Below are 14,149 nucleotides of genomic sequence, written 5' to 3' on the forward strand. Positions count from 1 at the left end.
CAGCAGGCTAGGAGTAACGCCACATGACAGCACGTATTCATTTTTTTCCCCTCGGCAACGCAGACACGCTTCGTCTTGACCTTGCGGACGGTCGCAAGATCCTCTTTGATTACGCGGCGATGCGCAGCGACGACGATCCGCAGGACAAGCGCTGTGATTTGCCCGCTGCGCTTCGTCGGGATCTGGACAAGGCCGGTCGCGATTATTTCGATGCCGTCTGCATCACCCACACGGACAGAGATCACTGTAAGGGGTTCGGCGATTTCTTCTGGCTTGAGCATGCCAAGGCCTACCAGGGCGACGACCGCGTCAAGATCGCTGAGCTCTGGGTTCCTGCGGCAGCGATCCTGGAAGAGAACCTGACGGACGATGCCCGTCTTGTCCGCGCTGAAGCACGGCACCGCCTGCGCGAGGGCAAGGGGGTGAGGGTGTTCTCTCGGCCGGGGAAGTTGAAGAAATGGCTTGAGGACGAGGGACTCAACTTCGAAAAGCGTAAGCACCTGATTGTCGACGCCGGAGAGCTCGTTCCCGGTTATGAGAAGGACGACCCCGGACAGGTAGAGTTTTTCGTTCACAGTCCTTTCGGCTGGCGTCAGGATGAGAACACCGTTGTGTCCCGGAACGAAGACTCGATCGTGATGCATGCGACGTTCCAGGAAGCCGGCACTGAATCGCGCCTGTTCCTTGGATCGGACGCGACCTACGAAATACTATCCCAGATCGTGCGAACGACCCGTCGGCACGGCAATGCGGATCGGCTGCGTTGGGATATTATGAAGCTGCCGCATCACTGCTCTTACCTGTCGCTCGGACCGGAGCGGGGCACCGATGAGACTGTCCCTGATCCTGATGTCCGTTGGCTGTTCGAGGATCAGCGGGAGGAGGGTAGCTGCATCGTGTCGCCGTCCTGTCCCATCCCGGCCATAGGCTCGGCGGATGACAAGAGCGATCAACCGCCCCACCGGCAGGCAGCGACTTATCACAGGCGTATCTCCAGGGACTGTGACGGTGAGTTTGAGGTGACGATGGAAAAGCCCTCAAAGACAGGTCCCAAGCCATTCGCCTATATGGTCACCGCCCAAGGCATCGCGCTGGAGCTCGCGGCGCCGATGGTCGGCAGTACAGCGGCCGCTGAAACGCCGAGGGCTGGCTGATGGATATTGATGCCTGGCTGACGGGGAGTGGGGATTCGGTGCCGGCCACGAACCTCACGTATCCGGCAGCCGTGTCGCTTGTTTCTTTTGTTGAGCGCTACGCAGGTCACCTCGCTACCATCGTTGAAGGGCGCCGTGGCTCGGAGTATGAGCTTGTTGTTCTCGATTGCCAGACGGGCAGGCCGCAGAAGAGTGTCCATCCGATCAAGCGTGTGGAGCGTGTCGGCGTCTGTTTTATCCAAGACGAAGATATGCCGCTAGTTTTCATGCTGCGTGCAGACTTCCCGGACACGGAGCATCAACAGCTCACGCCTGAAGGTATGCCGCGAGCCATCTGTATTGATGACCGTCCCTGGGCTGAAGCGCGTCTAACCTGGACGACTGCGGAACTGGTCGAGCGTATCCTCTCCTGGTTCAGGCGTGCAGGGCATGGGGAGCTGCACGATGCGCGCCAGCCCCTTGATCCTCTGCTTTTCGGCAGCCCGCTGAGCTTCGTCATCTCGCGCGATGTCTTATATCACGCGGGGGAGTGTGATCTGGTCGCGCTGCACGATGCCGATCAAGGGCAGATTCTGCGTGTGCGGCCGGCGCAGCCCGGCGAGCGTCCAGATAAACATACAGAGCCGTTCTGCCTCATCTCATACAGCATTCCGGCGGAAAACATGCAGCGTCTGCAGTTTGCGCCCGAATCGCTGGGGAGTCTTGCGGATATGCTTGCGGATCGGGGCATAAACCTGTTCGAGGATTTGCGAACCCGGTTTTCAGAGTGGCTCCTTCAGGCTGAAGACATGCCGTGGCGCATTCTGTCGCGCTTTGCCGTTGTCGTGGAAATGCCTGTGATCGCTCCTGATGGCTCGCCGCAGGATGGGACCGATCTGCGCGCGTTCGTAACCGACCAGTCTGTTGGTGCCATTGCGGTGGCGCTTGGCATTGCGTTCAAGGCCGAGCGCAGTGATGAAGGCAGCAGAGTAGGTTACACCAAAGCGGTAGTCCCGGGGCCCCAGGATGAGGAAGCGCTGCGAGCAATCACGGCGCAGTCGGCAGAAATCCACTACGAGTTTGACCGCCGGCTCGCAACCCAGCTAAGTGGCAGGCGTGATGTTGATAAGCGCAAGGCGGTTATGGTGGGAGCCGGGGCTATCGGCTCGCATGTTGCAGAGTGCCTTGGCCGGGAAGGGCGGTTTTCCTGGACGGTGGTCGACGATGACCGGCTACTACCCCACAACATCGCACGGCACACCGGACGTGATTGTGACGTGACCAAGAGCAAAGCTGCCCTGGTTGCCGCGCAGCTTGAAAACACCATCCACGAAAACGGGCAGGTTGCGCACGGTCTTGCCGCCAATGTCATGGCTTCAGGCGATTGCCGCGAAGAGATAGACGGAGCGCTCGAAAGCGCTGACGTCATCATCGATGCCACGGCATCCGTCCTGGCGGCGCGTTACCTCTCGGATCATATGACGGCAGCCCGGCGTGCAAGCGTGTTTTTCAATCCGTCGGGCGCGGCGGCGGTGTTGCTCGCTGAGCCGGCAGACCGCACGGTAACCCTACGCGATCTGGAAGCTCAGTATCTTGGCCTTGTAGCGCGTGATGACCGGCTGGAGGGGCATCTCGCTGCTGGGGACGGCGCATATGCCTATACCGGAGCATGCAGGGCGATCACGAATTTGATCCCAGAGTCCCGTGTGATGGCCATGAGCGGGCTTGTCTCCGGTGGTCTTGGACGGGCAGTCGATCAAGGCGAAGGCGTGATCCGGATATGGTCGATGTCAGAAGCCGGTGCCGTCGCACTTGTAGAAAGCGCACCTGAGCCGGTCAAGCGCTTTAAAGCCGGAGACTGGACCATCGCTATCGATCATGGACTCATCGAGCGCATACAGGTGATGCGGGGCGACCAGCTTCCCGCAGAAACCGGCGGCGTGCTCTCCGGCGTGGTTGATATACCTGCGAAATGTATTCATCTGGTCAACGCAGCCCCTGCGCCTGCCGACAGTAAGGGCGGCGCTACCGAGTTTGTGCGGGGCACGTCCGGTGTGCAGGATTATCTTGACCACATAGCAGAGCGGACGCGTGGCCAGGTCCGCTACATTGGCGAATGGCACTCTCACCCTCCGGGATCGGGCTCAGCTCCAAGCCCCACGGATCTAGTGCAAATGGACTGGCTGGCCGCAGTGTTTGACATGGATACGCTGCCGGCCTTGATGCTCATCGCCGGCGAGCACGACATCAGCATCATTCTGGCCAATACCGATGCAGAGCAGGTTGATGCGCGACTAGGCAGCAGGGAACGCATAGAGGAGAGGGTATGAGTGCACCAAAGATCGGGTTGTCTCTGTCAGGTGGTGGATCACGCGCCATAGCGTTCCATCTCGGTTGCCTGCGGGCCCTGAATGAGCTGGGGGTCATGGATAAGGTTAAGGTCCTCTCTACCGTCTCGGGCGGGAGCGTGATCGGCGCCTTGTATGCAGAACACCAAGGATCGTTTGCCGACTTTGAAACCAGAGTGCGCGGTATCCTGTCACGTGGACTTGTCAAACCTTCCATCAAAAAAATTCTGACGACTACAGAAGGGCTTCGCGCTGTCTATTGCTGGGCTTTGCTCTTGATCGTGAATAGTTTTTTCTTTTTGGTTTCACGGGTGACATGGCTGTTTTCGTTTCTTATGCCGCCGGCACGGCGTCATGAATGGCGTGTAACGACAATGGGAGCGCCCATCCGGCGCTTTGCCAGCCGGACAACCATTCTGCGCCGTGTTTTCGATGAAGACATTTTTAAAGGAAAACGACTTTCCGACCTCTGTTCAAAGGGGCCGCTTCTGATTGTCAACGCTGCCGATCTTCGTACGGGTTCTGCTTTTTACTATTCACCACAAAGCTCGGGAAGCTGGCGGTTTGGCAAACTTGCCAACAATGATGTCACGTTAGCGCAGGCTGTGACGGCTTCCGCTGCTTATCCTATAGCCCTGCCGGCACTGGATGAAAAGCTGGCCTTTGATAAAAAAGACGGTTCCCGCCGTGTTGAAAGAGTGACTCTGACAGATGGCGGTGTTTACGATAACCTTGGCCTTGCGCCTTTATGGCCTGATCGCCATCCAGATGTCAGCCTGAATGTGACAGATATCGATTCCATTATCTGTTGCCGCGCCGGTTATGGATTAAGGTTTGATCCACCCAGTCAGTCTTTCCTTTCCAGGTTTTCAAGTGCCTTTACTTGTGTTCATAACCGGGCACAGAACGCAGCGACGAAGCGCCTTTATGATCTTCTCGGTTCAGGGCATCTGAAAAACATCCTTGTGCCTTATCTCGGTCAGAGTGACAGTCGCCTTGAATTTCCGCCGGAAGATCTGGTGACGCGTGAAGATACGCATGATTACCCCACTAATTTTTCAGCTATGCCTGATGAGTGGATCGAAAAGCTGAGTCTGCGCGGCGAACAGCTGACAAAGGCGCTTATTCAGGAGCATTGGCCAGAGCTCATGTGAGTGAAGGTATCTTAATCATGCATCATAATTTATGAGTTTGGAGGTTTCGAAAAGCTAAACCGTTTGGAGTGCTGCAATGGGTAAATACGACAAGCTGAGTGCTTATCTGGATTCGCTCAGTGAAGACGAATGGCGAGCCGATTTCTGGGAGCTGGAATCCATCCTCGGTTTTTCTTTGCCGGCAAGCGCGCGTCGTCATTCCGCCTGGTGGGCGAATGATGCGCGTCAGGGCCGGCAAGCTATGGCTTGGCTTTCGGCGTGCTGGCGGGCCGGTCATCTCAATCTGACCAAGGAAACCGTCACATTCTACCGCGATTCAGGAGCGGGACAGAATGTTTCCGCCAACCCCGGCCGGCCTTCAATACGCGCAAGATCAGGTGAAGGGGCAGTCGATGTCAGTGCCTTACCGAATGCGCACGGCCTCAATCCGTTAGAGCTCGCCATCAGCATGACATGGCGCACGTTGGGCAAGGTGAGCCTGGATAAAACCGGCAAGATTGTCTTTCCAGCGGTCCCGGACGTGGCGGGCCTCTACCGCTTTCGCCTACCGGGGGCAGGGCAGAGCCGTCATTATATCGGTGAAACGGTCCGGCTCCGGCGGCGCTTCTCTCATTACGCCAATCCGGGATCAAGCCAGACAACCAATATCAGGATCAATGCCTTGCTGCGGGAGCATCTCGAAGCGGGGGAGCGCATCGAGATCGATATCATGACCGACGCAGACAGCATGGTGATCAATGGCGCCAGGATGCCGGTAGATCTTTTGGACAAAGCGACGCGCCGTTTATTCGAGCATGCCGCCATCGCAGCCGAAGGCGGTGCGGAGGTCGAAAGCCTCAATCGCTGATCTTCGGCAGCGAATGCTGACCCGTTGGCTGCCGCTTTTCGGTGATGGCTGGGGCGGTGAGAGCCTGTGCCTACACGGCGCGATGGCAATCGTTCGCATAATGCGCTTCCCGTATGCGGTGCATGATCGGCCAGTGCAGCGAATGCGGAGGCAGCGGGAGCGTCTCAGAGCCCGGCGACCAGCTCCCTACGTCCGCTTCCTTCATAGCCGCTGTATTCTCATCTCCGGTTCAACCGCGCGGATGCCCCCGTTCGTCCGTGTCCGTGGGAGCAAGCCCGGCGTGCTCTCGGTGGCGACTTGTTCACGGGCGGCATTGCGTCGGAGGCTGTTAGCTTGGGCTGGTGGATGCCTCTGGCAGAAATCGCCCCGGAGGCGGCAGCACTGCGCCTGAGATAGCGCTGCATAGATGATCATCCGTACCGTCGGTACCGTGGTTCGGCCTCCGCCTGCACGTTTAGTTGCCGCTGTAGTCCCTCATGAAAGGGGTATAGCCGCGATTTCCCCCCGCTGCCCGCTTTCGGTGGTGGGGTTCTATGGCATAGCCCGCCCCCGTCTCCAGCTTGCGGACAAGCGGGCCGCCTTAAGCCTGCCGGTTCCGGTTTCCAGAGCGTGCGCTGTCTCATGTCACCTGCGGCCAGGCAGAGCAGGATGTTGCCGTAGGCTGACCGTTGATGGGGAGCGGTGTGCGGTCGGCGGCATGGCGCTCCAAGACTTCAAGGGCGCATCTTCCCCGGCGGTGATGATCCGTGATCCGGTTTTGATGATGCGTTTTCGCTGCACGCGTGCTTGGCAGGCGGCCCCTCCGTTCGGTTTTCCTCAATCAATGACGCCTCAATCTGGCCGGGTGCGCCGTAAAGACAACGGTCTGCCCGCTCCATTCGCCGCCTGCGGCGTCTCCCGTGTTGACCGTTCCCCTCCGGTGTCTTTCCGGCTTTTCCCCCGGCCCGTTTCTTTCAGCGTCGTGAGGAAAACCAAAGAACGGAGGAACGAGCCATGACTCGCCATAACACAGCAAAAGCCGACATCTACACCCGGATCACCGACAAGATCATCACCGACCTGGAGAAAGGCGTGCGCCCCTGGATGAAGCCCTGGAACGCCGAACATGCCGCCGGTCGCATTACCAAGCCGCTCCGCTACAACGGCCAGCCCTATAACGGCATCAACATCCTGATGCTCTGGACCGCAGCCGCCGCCATCGGCTACAGCGCACCCATCTGGATGACCTTCCGGCAGGCCAAGGAGCTTGGCGGCCATGTCCGCAAGGGCGAGAGGGGCGAGCTGGTCGTCTACGCCAATACAATCACCCGCACCGAAGTCGATGCGGATAGCGGGGAAGAAATCGACCAGACCATCCCCTTCATGAAGGGCTATACGGTCTTTAATGTCGAGCAGGTCGAAGGGTTGCCGGACCACTACTACCAGACCGCCGGGCCGGCGCTCGATCAGGTGCAGCGCATCGCACGCGCCGATGCCTTCTTCGCCGCCACCGGGGCCGATATCCGCCATGGCGGCAACAGGGCCTATTACGCCAGCGGCACCGACCGCATCCAAATGCCGCCCTTCGAAGCCTTCCGCGACGCCGAGAGCTACTACGCCACGCTGGCACATGAGACGACGCACTGGACGGGGCATCCCGAGCGGCAGGGCCGGGACTTCGGGCGCAAGCGCTTCGGTGACGAAGGCTACGCGAAGGAAGAGCTGGTCGCCGAGCTTGGCAGCGCCTTCCTGGCCGCTGATCTCGGCATCGAGCTCGAACCCAGGGCCGATCACAGCGCCTATATCGCGAGCTGGTTGGAAGTCCTGCGCAACGACAAGCGGACCATCTTCCGAGCCGCCGCACACGCGCAGCGAGCCGCCGACTATCTTCACGGCTTGCAGCCCGCAATCGCCGAGGCCGCCGAATAGGCGCCCCCGGCCCGGCAGCGACCGATACGCCGTCCGCGCTATGACGCGGGCGGTTTCTCTCTTTGTCATCGTCCGCAGCCATGATGCAGATGACGATGATCAGCCGGATATACAAAAAAGGCGTTCTGGCGCGACAGATGCCGCGCCAGAATGTATCGATTAGCGCATGCAGGGAGGTCGTGCCGCCGTTTTGGGCTGATGGCTCGTGGCACGCTCGATATTTTCGAGTGTTGCCAGGATATTGCGGCGGTCCGGCGTGTCAGGCTCTGTTTCGAGCAATAGCATCGAAAAGAGCTGATGCAGTTCGCCGAGTTCTTGATCGGTTAAGCCTTGCAGCTCGTGCATGGTGAGAAGCGTGATCATGTGATCCTCCTTTTCCGTTTTGCGACCCGACCAATTCGGGCCTTCTCGGGATCAGGAGGCGCAGGAAGCGGCTGTAATCGGACACCGCCAAGAAATCGTTGGAGGGCGCAACGAAGTGGAGCAGGCACTTTCCCGCCTTGGCCGCATGCGCAGCCCTTTCTGCCATTCATGATTTCCGGAAGCGCCGATGTATGGGCGTGGGAGGAGTGGGGGATCGCGCATTCAAAGCTGACCGCTGGTCACGTGATGCACGCGCGATGGATCAACCTTTGGCACGTGGCCTTGCCTCGTTTTCAACACGCCTGAATTCCTGACCGCACGCGGTCAGCCGTCAATATCCTGCCCGCACCACTCCGGCAGAGCCGGACCGTGTGGGATATGACGGCAGACCTTCTCCGTCCGGTCTTGCGGAATGGCGTAACGAGCCAAACCACATACCAAAGGAGACCCTTCATGGCACGCACAAACACGAAACCCGTCAGCCAGCAGCCCAACGCGCCTGACTTCCTCGCCTGGCACGTCGTCGACAAAGGCGATAAATCATTCTGGAACATGGTCGGGGCCGCCTGGCGGCACAAAGACGACAGAGACTACACGCTTCATCTTGATGTCGATTCGATCAATGGACGTAGCGTACTGCGCCAGCCCCTCGAAGGGCCTGAAAGCCAGAAGCAAGACGACAAGGGGCGCGCATGAGCGCGCCACGCCCATCAATAAAACATTGAAAATAAGAGGAAAAGATCATGCCAAAATATATCATCTCACGCAGCGAACATGTCGTGCACAACATCATCATCGAAGCCGAAGACGAGGACGCCGCGATTGATATCGCCAAAGACACGTCGGTCCATGACGACCGTTGGCAAGACTGTGGCTCTATTGGCCAGGACGTTCTGTATCAATGTGAGGGGGGCGCATAGCGCCCACCTTTGCAAGTTGCCCCCTTGGCGAAGGCGTATTCTCAAGGCAGAGATTCTCGCTCGAGCCAATGAAGGCAGTCAAAGGCTGGATCATCGACGATGACAAAGCCGTTGTCCTTCTTGGAACTCCGGCTGGTATGTCGAATTCAAGCCGGTCGAAAGTCGAGGCGGACAGCAGGGAATAGATTGACCAGAGCATCCCCTTCATGAAGGACTACACAGTCTTCAATGTAGAATAGGTCGAAGGGTTGCCGGACCACTACTACCAGACCGCCGGGCCGGTGCTCGATCCGGTGCAGCGCCTTCCTGGCCGCTGATCTCGAAATCGAGCTCGAACCCCGCCCGGATCACAGCACCTACATCTCAAGCTGACTGGAATTTCTGCGTAACGACAAGCGCGCCATCTTCCGCGCCGCCGCCCACGCGCAGCGGGCTGCGGATCACCTGCACGGCTTGCAGTTTGCAACCGCCGAGGCCCGCGCTTAGCGCGGGCTAATCCGCATACGCGAATTCTTTGCCGACATGCTCTTTGCGTGCCATCTTTAAAGTTCACAACAATAAGACAGCTTTGAGGAGAGTGCTATGCAGCTTCCATTTTTGTATAAGTTATTGGTGTTTTTGTTCTTTCTTTTGTTTTCAGCGCCGGTGCTAGCTTGGCAAGAGCTTAGAAAAACGGCGAATCTTATGTCGGCATCTGAAGCAATATTGTCTGTGGTTGTAGTTGTTAGTGAGAAGTTTGATGAGAGGGTGAATGATTTAGCATGGTCTGCCGAGTTTTCGGAAAATGAGTGGCAAGTTGAGATGAATGGCCTGGTCCAGGGTAAAGAATCCAATGTAGTAATGTCAGGAGATATCTGGGGCGGAAGCGGCGAGCCTATGCTTGTGGAATATACTGGCAAGGGTCGCGTTGGTGGTGAGCCGGTTTCTTTAAGTGGTAAAGCTCACTGGCTGTATAATGAGGAGACTGAGGATTATCATGAAATGGATTTTAGTCAGTTGACAAAGATAGGTGAAAATTCTTTTTGGGGCTGGGTGGCTGGAGCGGAAATCATTGGTGGAGGCATTATTGGTGCGGGCGCCTCAGTCGCTGCTGCTACGATTGCTACTGGAGGTGTGGCATTAGGAGCCGGAGCCTGGATAGCGGCTGGTGGCGCAGCTGGTACAGCATCGGCTCTTGTTTCAATGAGTAATACTGTGAAAAGTATGACAGAAGGCGATGCTCCGCCATCTGAGCCAGAGATGCCTGAACGCTCTGAAGCCCCGAAGGCTGGGGATGAAATATCACCACAGGAAAATTTAACTCTTGTCGCTCTTTCAGAAGACAATTTGGTAACGGGGAGTGCCCCTGATGGGATTCATGTGATGTCGGGCAGGTACTATATTGACGACGGTTTTGCAGAAGGAGATATATCCATTTTGGGTAATTGAAAGTGATTTGGCTTGTTGACATATGGGGCTTGTTATGTTTTTTAATTTTTATGAGATTAAAAGAGGTTTTTAACAATCGAGTTTTCCAGAAAGGACTTTCCGCCACTACTATAGCTATCGGCGGATTGGGGATCGCTAGCAGTTTTTATCTGTCTGCTAAAGGGCTACCTGGAAGCGCAATGCTTTCAAGTTTTGGGGTGTTTTGTCTAGGGTGCTTTAATATGTATCATTTTAAAAGCCCAAAGCCTTGATCTTTATGTCTAGTTCTTTGGGCTTATTTTTATTTTTCCTTCACGCTTTATATAATGTTTTCATGAAGTAAATCCATGTGCTGCCCACCGTCAGGGTGCTGGCGGCTTTGGCGTGGAAGGCGATGCGCTGCGGGCGCGTTGCTGTCTGGCGAGACGACGCTTGCGTTCGCGCTGTGTGTCATCGTCTACGGCGATGATCCAGATGACGATGATCCAGAAAAGCCACTGATCTGACGGGTAGTACTCGTATACCGCGTTGTTGAAGGTGGAAGTGAGAGGCTGCATTTTTCCCTCCTTGTTGTTTTCAGGCTCGGCCGATCCGCGCCTTTGTACCGCCGGAGGAGGGCATGCAGCACAGAAACCGCATCCGCGCAGCGGACCGCAACGTTAGAGGAGGAGTATCCCACTTGCGGTTTTGAGGTGTTGTATCGCCAGAACGAAGGCAAAAGGCGTGCGTACCGGCTTGAATCAATATGTAGAGGGAAAAACGGGCGCTCACGCTCCTCTGCGTCGGGGAGCGATGGTCAGCAGGAGGTTCAGGCAAATGGCTGTGTGGATTCCGGCGTTATGCAGACAGCAGGTCAGAGAGCCGAAAGAACTGTCTGGCAATGTAGGGCAGGGTACGGCCAACTGATCCCGGCTCAACTGCTCTACACCTGCGAGGGGGCGATGAAGCGGATAACAGCTCTCTCAGGTGAGTGAGCGTTCGCTTTATGTGCTGCTCCGCTTTTGGTGCCTCAGGCATCGTCGGACCGCGCCTGCCACATCTTGTTTAGCTCTCCACGTTGCTATGGCGGCTCCGGGCCGTTCCTTGCGTGCTCATGGCCGTCCTTTCGGCGGGTTTCGTGCGAAGCGATACGACCCGCTTCTAGCCGGCCGTGGCCCAGGCATAAGGCAGACCTTTTAGGCGCAGGAAACGCTCCCGTGTCCTCACCCGAAACCAGTTCGGGCTGCGGGCCGCTCCATTCGCGCCTGCGGCCTTGTGCCTAGGCCCCTTCATGACGGCTGACAAAGGGGACGTTTTCGCACATTAACCCTAAACCGAAAGGAGACCCATCATGAGCACAGCAAACCAATACAGCCCGGCCCTGATTGCCTATCACGTGACGGAGGCCAGTAACAAAGCCTACTGGTCGCGCATTGGCGCAGCCTGGCCCAATAAGAAAGGCGGTTTTCAGGTGAAGCTGGAAACGCTCCCCGTAAACGGCGAGCTGGTACTGCTGCCGCCAAAAACGCAAGGTGAAAACGAGGAGCCGGCATAAGCCGGCTCCTCGCCAAGCGAGGTATCTCACTGTCCGCCGGGATCAACTGCGGATACCGCGTCCCGGCGTCTTATCGCGTATGTGTGCCATGATGATGATGGCAACAACGGCGCCCGCCACAAAGAACAGGGTGCCGAGCCACAGCTCATAGGCGATAGCGCCATTGAGGAGTAGCAGTCCCAGCGACTGGTGATACAGCAGCAGGCACCAGACGCTGACGGCCCAAAACAACTCCGCCAGAAAGCACGCCAGAAGTTTCAAGGGGCCCATGGTCAGGCCGGGCTCAGGGGCATCATACGGCGGGTGATCGCTTGTCCAGTCCTGGATGTTGCGGAAGCCCAGAATATAGAATGTGGTTGCTATATCCAGCACTCGGCGCGCCGCGAGTAGGCGGCCACGGTGCTGCGTGACGGTTGCGTAGATCATCGCACCGTTAAACAGCAGCACCACCCGCACCAGGAAAGGCACCCAGAGCGCGAGCCCGACAACGGCCCAGACTGCGTAGGCAAAGACACGAACGACAGTGAACAGGGTGCCGGTCTCAGTTGCGTGATTATTATAGCGCATGATAAATCCTCCTTCGGTCATTTAATGTCGCGGCGTTGTCATCGCTGTCTAATCGTAAGGGGTTTTGCTGCTGTCCCAGGGCCAAGGTGCTTGGCCGGTTGCTTTCCATTCTTCATAAACATCCAGCAAGATACGTGTATTATGGGTGTCGCCTTGAGAGAGATATTCCAGCGCGTCCTGCAAAATCAATTCTCCGATGCTGATGCCATTGAGACATATTCCTTCGCCGGTCAGGTATAAATGCTGAACCCTCTGAATGGTCAAACAGAGAAGTCTCACGGCATCTAGGCCTTGTTGCATATCAAGTCCGTATCTTTGGTTCTGATCGTGGCTGTTCATTATAAATACTCCTGTATTCAGGATTTATGGCCGGGAAGGCTGCCGGGTTGCGTACCCCATTCTTCTTCCGGGTTCAGGGCGTGGCTTTCACCCATATTGATATGACGATCCATCATCGAATCGCAGGTCTGTAGCCGAGCGATGACAGCACGTGCACGCTTTTCATCGAACACGGTGGCAATGTCGTGGCGCTGCCCGAAATACTCCAGAACCATGTGATAGGAGTCGTCGTAATAGCGCCTTGGCGGGTGGTATTTACCCTTGGCCTGCGCGGTACGCGCGTTGCATTCCTGTTCCTCACGCTCCTTGCGGGCTTTGTCATGCTTAAGCATGACAAAGCTATGTTTGAGGTGCCGGTCATAGACGTCCCAACGGCCGCTGCGCAGGACTTTGAATTCCGTCGGGGTGAACATGACCAGGGTTTCTTTGCGAAGGGCTTCATGCAGGTATCGATGAAAGGCCCAGCACCCGACCAGCACGGCCAGGAATCCCGGGACAATGACATTCGGCGCTGCTATCGCAATCTTGAACAAGCCGATGATACTGACGATAAAGAACAGCATGGCCAGTAGCTCAGCATGCTTGACTCTTTCTGGTGTCATCTCCCGGATGCGGACCTCAATCATCTGCCGTTGGAGATCGTCCTGCCGGGAGAGCGTTACTGGCTCGCCTTCGAAAAGCGAGACCTGCCTTTCATTTGATCTGTTGGTCATTTTCGTTCCCTCCACGCATGTCGCCTGGTGGTGCGACGCTTGGTATTACCCTTACATGGAGGCGCGCGGCCTGACCTCGCGCTAACCTTGTAGGAAGGCGGATGGTCACACTGGGCACGAAAAAGGGGGAGGCATGGCAAAATCACTGCCAAGAGAGCCGCAGTTTGGGCACTTGTCGGACTGGCAGCTTGGACGTGTCCGCAAAGCGCTTCGCGCCTATCGGCTCTATGACCGTGTCGGAGGAACACAGCACACGTGGTGCGATATCCGTGAAGCCATAGCCGAATATACCGGTGTGGAGATTGGGAAAAACACGAAAATTGGTGGTGAGCGGCTACGCCAGTTTGTGGAGGGAATCAACACTAAGAGCCAGGCATTACGCTTTCCTATACCACAGCCTGAATCGCTGGAAGCAATTATTGAATTCTTATCTCACGATGAAATAAATATTCTCGGTTTAGACGAGCTGGAAGAGTACAGCCCCGGTTATCAAGCAGCATTACGATATGCCGAATATTTGAAAGAGAGCTGTGAAGGGACCGCAACTGTATCCACTTCGGTGCTTTGCGGGACAATAGCTTCAGCTTACAAGGAGCGGGATAGTGTTACAGTTATTGGCATTACTGTAAACCACACTCAAGGTGGCGATGACTTTGGTATAGTTCAGGTCTCTGAAGAATGTGTAAGATACGGAGAAGATTCCACTTCTGAGGCGCTTTCAGCATACAGAAACGGTCTCATAGACAAGTTGATTGCAAGGAACATGTCCGCTGGCTGGGGTGGGCGGTCTCAACCTACAAGCGCAACACTATTGGAGTGCCGGAGATCCGGGCACTGATTTCTGGAGAACCTCCGCGTATACCTCCAGAGGCGTCTTGGCGTTCAACGTCTCTCTAGGCCTGGTATTGAGTGAGTC

At 56.7% G+C, this 14,149-nt stretch carries 15 protein-coding genes; 10 read left to right on the forward strand and 5 right to left on the reverse strand.

What is annotated here, in order from left to right; all coding sequences use genetic code 11:
• The first annotated feature begins 23 nt into the window (after positions 1 to 23).
• The 5 genes from RBB39_RS00980 (at position 24) to RBB39_RS01000 (ending at position 7,390) form a co-directional block, all read left to right on the forward strand.
• Positions 24 to 1,154 carry a hypothetical protein gene (locus RBB39_RS00980; protein WP_306168651.1) on the forward strand — a complete coding sequence of 377 codons (1,131 nt, stop codon included), beginning with the start codon at positions 24 to 26 and terminating at the stop codon, positions 1,152 to 1,154.
• On the forward strand, positions 1,154 to 3,463 hold the full coding sequence (locus RBB39_RS00985; RefSeq protein ID WP_306168652.1) for a ThiF family adenylyltransferase: 2,310 nt from the start codon (positions 1,154 to 1,156) through the stop codon (positions 3,461 to 3,463). The genes RBB39_RS00980 and RBB39_RS00985 overlap by 1 nt, the downstream gene beginning before the upstream one ends.
• Positions 3,460 to 4,635: a patatin-like phospholipase family protein gene (locus tag RBB39_RS00990; RefSeq protein WP_306168653.1), complete on the forward strand. Its 1,176-nt coding sequence runs from the start codon at positions 3,460 to 3,462 to the stop codon at positions 4,633 to 4,635. Before RBB39_RS00985 ends, RBB39_RS00990 begins: the two co-directional genes overlap by 4 nt.
• Before the next feature lie 76 nt (positions 4,636 to 4,711).
• Positions 4,712 to 5,482 carry a hypothetical protein gene (locus RBB39_RS00995; RefSeq protein ID WP_306168654.1) on the forward strand — a complete coding sequence of 257 codons (771 nt, stop codon included), beginning with the start codon at positions 4,712 to 4,714 and terminating at the stop codon, positions 5,480 to 5,482.
• Between the two features lie 993 nt (positions 5,483 to 6,475).
• Entirely contained in the window at positions 6,476 to 7,390 is a 915-nt protein-coding gene (locus RBB39_RS01000; protein WP_306168655.1) for an ArdC family protein, read from the forward strand.
• Positions 7,391 to 7,549: 159 nt separating this feature from the next.
• On the opposite strand, the gene RBB39_RS01005 is transcribed toward RBB39_RS01000, so the two are convergent.
• Complete coding sequence (locus tag RBB39_RS01005) at positions 7,550 to 7,753, reverse strand: hypothetical protein (RefSeq protein ID WP_306168656.1); 204 nt, start codon at positions 7,751 to 7,753, stop codon at positions 7,550 to 7,552.
• Positions 7,754 to 8,206: 453 nt separating this feature from the next.
• Here RBB39_RS01005 and RBB39_RS01010 point away from each other — a divergent pair, with 453 nt between their 5' ends.
• The 3 genes from RBB39_RS01010 (at position 8,207) to RBB39_RS01020 (ending at position 10,101) form a co-directional block, all read left to right on the forward strand.
• The gene (locus RBB39_RS01010) at positions 8,207 to 8,449 is read left to right on the forward strand and encodes a hypothetical protein (protein ID WP_306168657.1); all 243 of its coding nucleotides are present in this window, start codon (positions 8,207 to 8,209) and stop codon (positions 8,447 to 8,449) included.
• A 47-nt stretch (positions 8,450 to 8,496) separates the two neighbouring features.
• Complete coding sequence (locus RBB39_RS01015) at positions 8,497 to 8,673, forward strand: hypothetical protein (RefSeq protein WP_306168658.1); 177 nt, start codon at positions 8,497 to 8,499, stop codon at positions 8,671 to 8,673.
• Between the two features lie 582 nt (positions 8,674 to 9,255).
• Complete coding sequence (locus RBB39_RS01020; RefSeq protein WP_306168659.1) at positions 9,256 to 10,101, forward strand: hypothetical protein; 846 nt, start codon at positions 9,256 to 9,258, stop codon at positions 10,099 to 10,101.
• Positions 10,102 to 10,442: 341 nt separating this feature from the next.
• Here the strand turns inward: RBB39_RS01020 and RBB39_RS01025 are convergent, their stop codons facing one another.
• Positions 10,443 to 10,637 carry a hypothetical protein gene (locus RBB39_RS01025; RefSeq protein WP_306168660.1) on the reverse strand — a complete coding sequence of 65 codons (195 nt, stop codon included), beginning with the start codon at positions 10,635 to 10,637 and terminating at the stop codon, positions 10,443 to 10,445.
• Between the two features lie 773 nt (positions 10,638 to 11,410).
• Between RBB39_RS01025 and RBB39_RS01030 the strand changes: the two genes are divergently transcribed.
• Positions 11,411 to 11,614 carry a hypothetical protein gene (locus RBB39_RS01030; protein ID WP_306168661.1) on the forward strand — a complete coding sequence of 68 codons (204 nt, stop codon included), beginning with the start codon at positions 11,411 to 11,413 and terminating at the stop codon, positions 11,612 to 11,614.
• Between the two features lie 42 nt (positions 11,615 to 11,656).
• Here the strand turns inward: RBB39_RS01030 and RBB39_RS01035 are convergent, their stop codons facing one another.
• The 3 genes from RBB39_RS01035 to RBB39_RS01045 are packed head-to-tail and all read right to left on the reverse strand — an operon-like array spanning position 11,657 to position 13,233.
• Positions 11,657 to 12,181 (reverse strand): hypothetical protein, encoded by a 525-nt coding sequence (locus RBB39_RS01035; RefSeq protein ID WP_306168662.1) that lies wholly within the window; start codon positions 12,179 to 12,181, stop codon positions 11,657 to 11,659.
• Between the two features lie 48 nt (positions 12,182 to 12,229).
• Positions 12,230 to 12,520 carry a hypothetical protein gene (locus RBB39_RS01040; protein WP_306168663.1) on the reverse strand — a complete coding sequence of 97 codons (291 nt, stop codon included), beginning with the start codon at positions 12,518 to 12,520 and terminating at the stop codon, positions 12,230 to 12,232.
• A 17-nt stretch (positions 12,521 to 12,537) separates the two neighbouring features.
• Positions 12,538 to 13,233, reverse strand: a complete 696-nt coding sequence (locus RBB39_RS01045) for a hypothetical protein (protein WP_306168664.1) — start codon at positions 13,231 to 13,233, stop codon at positions 12,538 to 12,540.
• 133 nt (positions 13,234 to 13,366) lie between these two features.
• Between RBB39_RS01045 and RBB39_RS01050 the strand changes: the two genes are divergently transcribed.
• Positions 13,367 to 14,071, forward strand: coding sequence for a hypothetical protein (locus tag RBB39_RS01050; protein WP_306168665.1), 705 nt, complete (start codon positions 13,367 to 13,369; stop codon positions 14,069 to 14,071).
• Positions 14,072 to 14,149 lie beyond the last annotated feature (78 nt).

Source organism: Halomonas sp. MMSF_3323 (genome assembly GCF_030733595.1).
GTDB lineage: Bacteria > Pseudomonadota > Gammaproteobacteria > Pseudomonadales > Halomonadaceae > Halomonas > Halomonas litopenaei.

What these genes read in the sequence shown, in the direction of transcription:
- RBB39_RS00990 (WP_306168653.1), top strand. Translation starts at nt 3,460, where the DNA reads ATGAGTGCACCAAAGATCGGGTTGTCTCTGTCAGGTGGTGGATCACGC.
- RBB39_RS01035 (WP_306168662.1), bottom strand. Translation starts at nt 12,181, where the DNA reads ATGCGCTATAATAATCACGCAACTGAGACCGGCACCCTGTTCACTGTC.
- RBB39_RS01020 (WP_306168659.1), top strand. Translation starts at nt 9,256, where the DNA reads ATGCAGCTTCCATTTTTGTATAAGTTATTGGTGTTTTTGTTCTTTCTT.
- RBB39_RS01045 (WP_306168664.1), bottom strand. Translation starts at nt 13,233, where the DNA reads ATGACCAACAGATCAAATGAAAGGCAGGTCTCGCTTTTCGAAGGCGAG.
- RBB39_RS00985 (WP_306168652.1), top strand. Translation starts at nt 1,154, where the DNA reads ATGGATATTGATGCCTGGCTGACGGGGAGTGGGGATTCGGTGCCGGCC.
- RBB39_RS01050 (WP_306168665.1), top strand. Translation starts at nt 13,367, where the DNA reads ATGGCAAAATCACTGCCAAGAGAGCCGCAGTTTGGGCACTTGTCGGAC.
- RBB39_RS01040 (WP_306168663.1), bottom strand. Translation starts at nt 12,520, where the DNA reads ATGAACAGCCACGATCAGAACCAAAGATACGGACTTGATATGCAACAA.
- RBB39_RS01015 (WP_306168658.1), top strand. Translation starts at nt 8,497, where the DNA reads ATGCCAAAATATATCATCTCACGCAGCGAACATGTCGTGCACAACATC.
- RBB39_RS00995 (WP_306168654.1), top strand. Translation starts at nt 4,712, where the DNA reads ATGGGTAAATACGACAAGCTGAGTGCTTATCTGGATTCGCTCAGTGAA.
- RBB39_RS01005 (WP_306168656.1), bottom strand. Translation starts at nt 7,753, where the DNA reads ATGATCACGCTTCTCACCATGCACGAGCTGCAAGGCTTAACCGATCAA.
- RBB39_RS01030 (WP_306168661.1), top strand. Translation starts at nt 11,411, where the DNA reads ATGAGCACAGCAAACCAATACAGCCCGGCCCTGATTGCCTATCACGTG.
- RBB39_RS01025 (WP_306168660.1), bottom strand. Translation starts at nt 10,637, where the DNA reads ATGCAGCCTCTCACTTCCACCTTCAACAACGCGGTATACGAGTACTAC.
- RBB39_RS01000 (WP_306168655.1), top strand. Translation starts at nt 6,476, where the DNA reads ATGACTCGCCATAACACAGCAAAAGCCGACATCTACACCCGGATCACC.
- RBB39_RS01010 (WP_306168657.1), top strand. Translation starts at nt 8,207, where the DNA reads ATGGCACGCACAAACACGAAACCCGTCAGCCAGCAGCCCAACGCGCCT.
- RBB39_RS00980 (WP_306168651.1), top strand. Translation starts at nt 24, where the DNA reads ATGACAGCACGTATTCATTTTTTTCCCCTCGGCAACGCAGACACGCTT.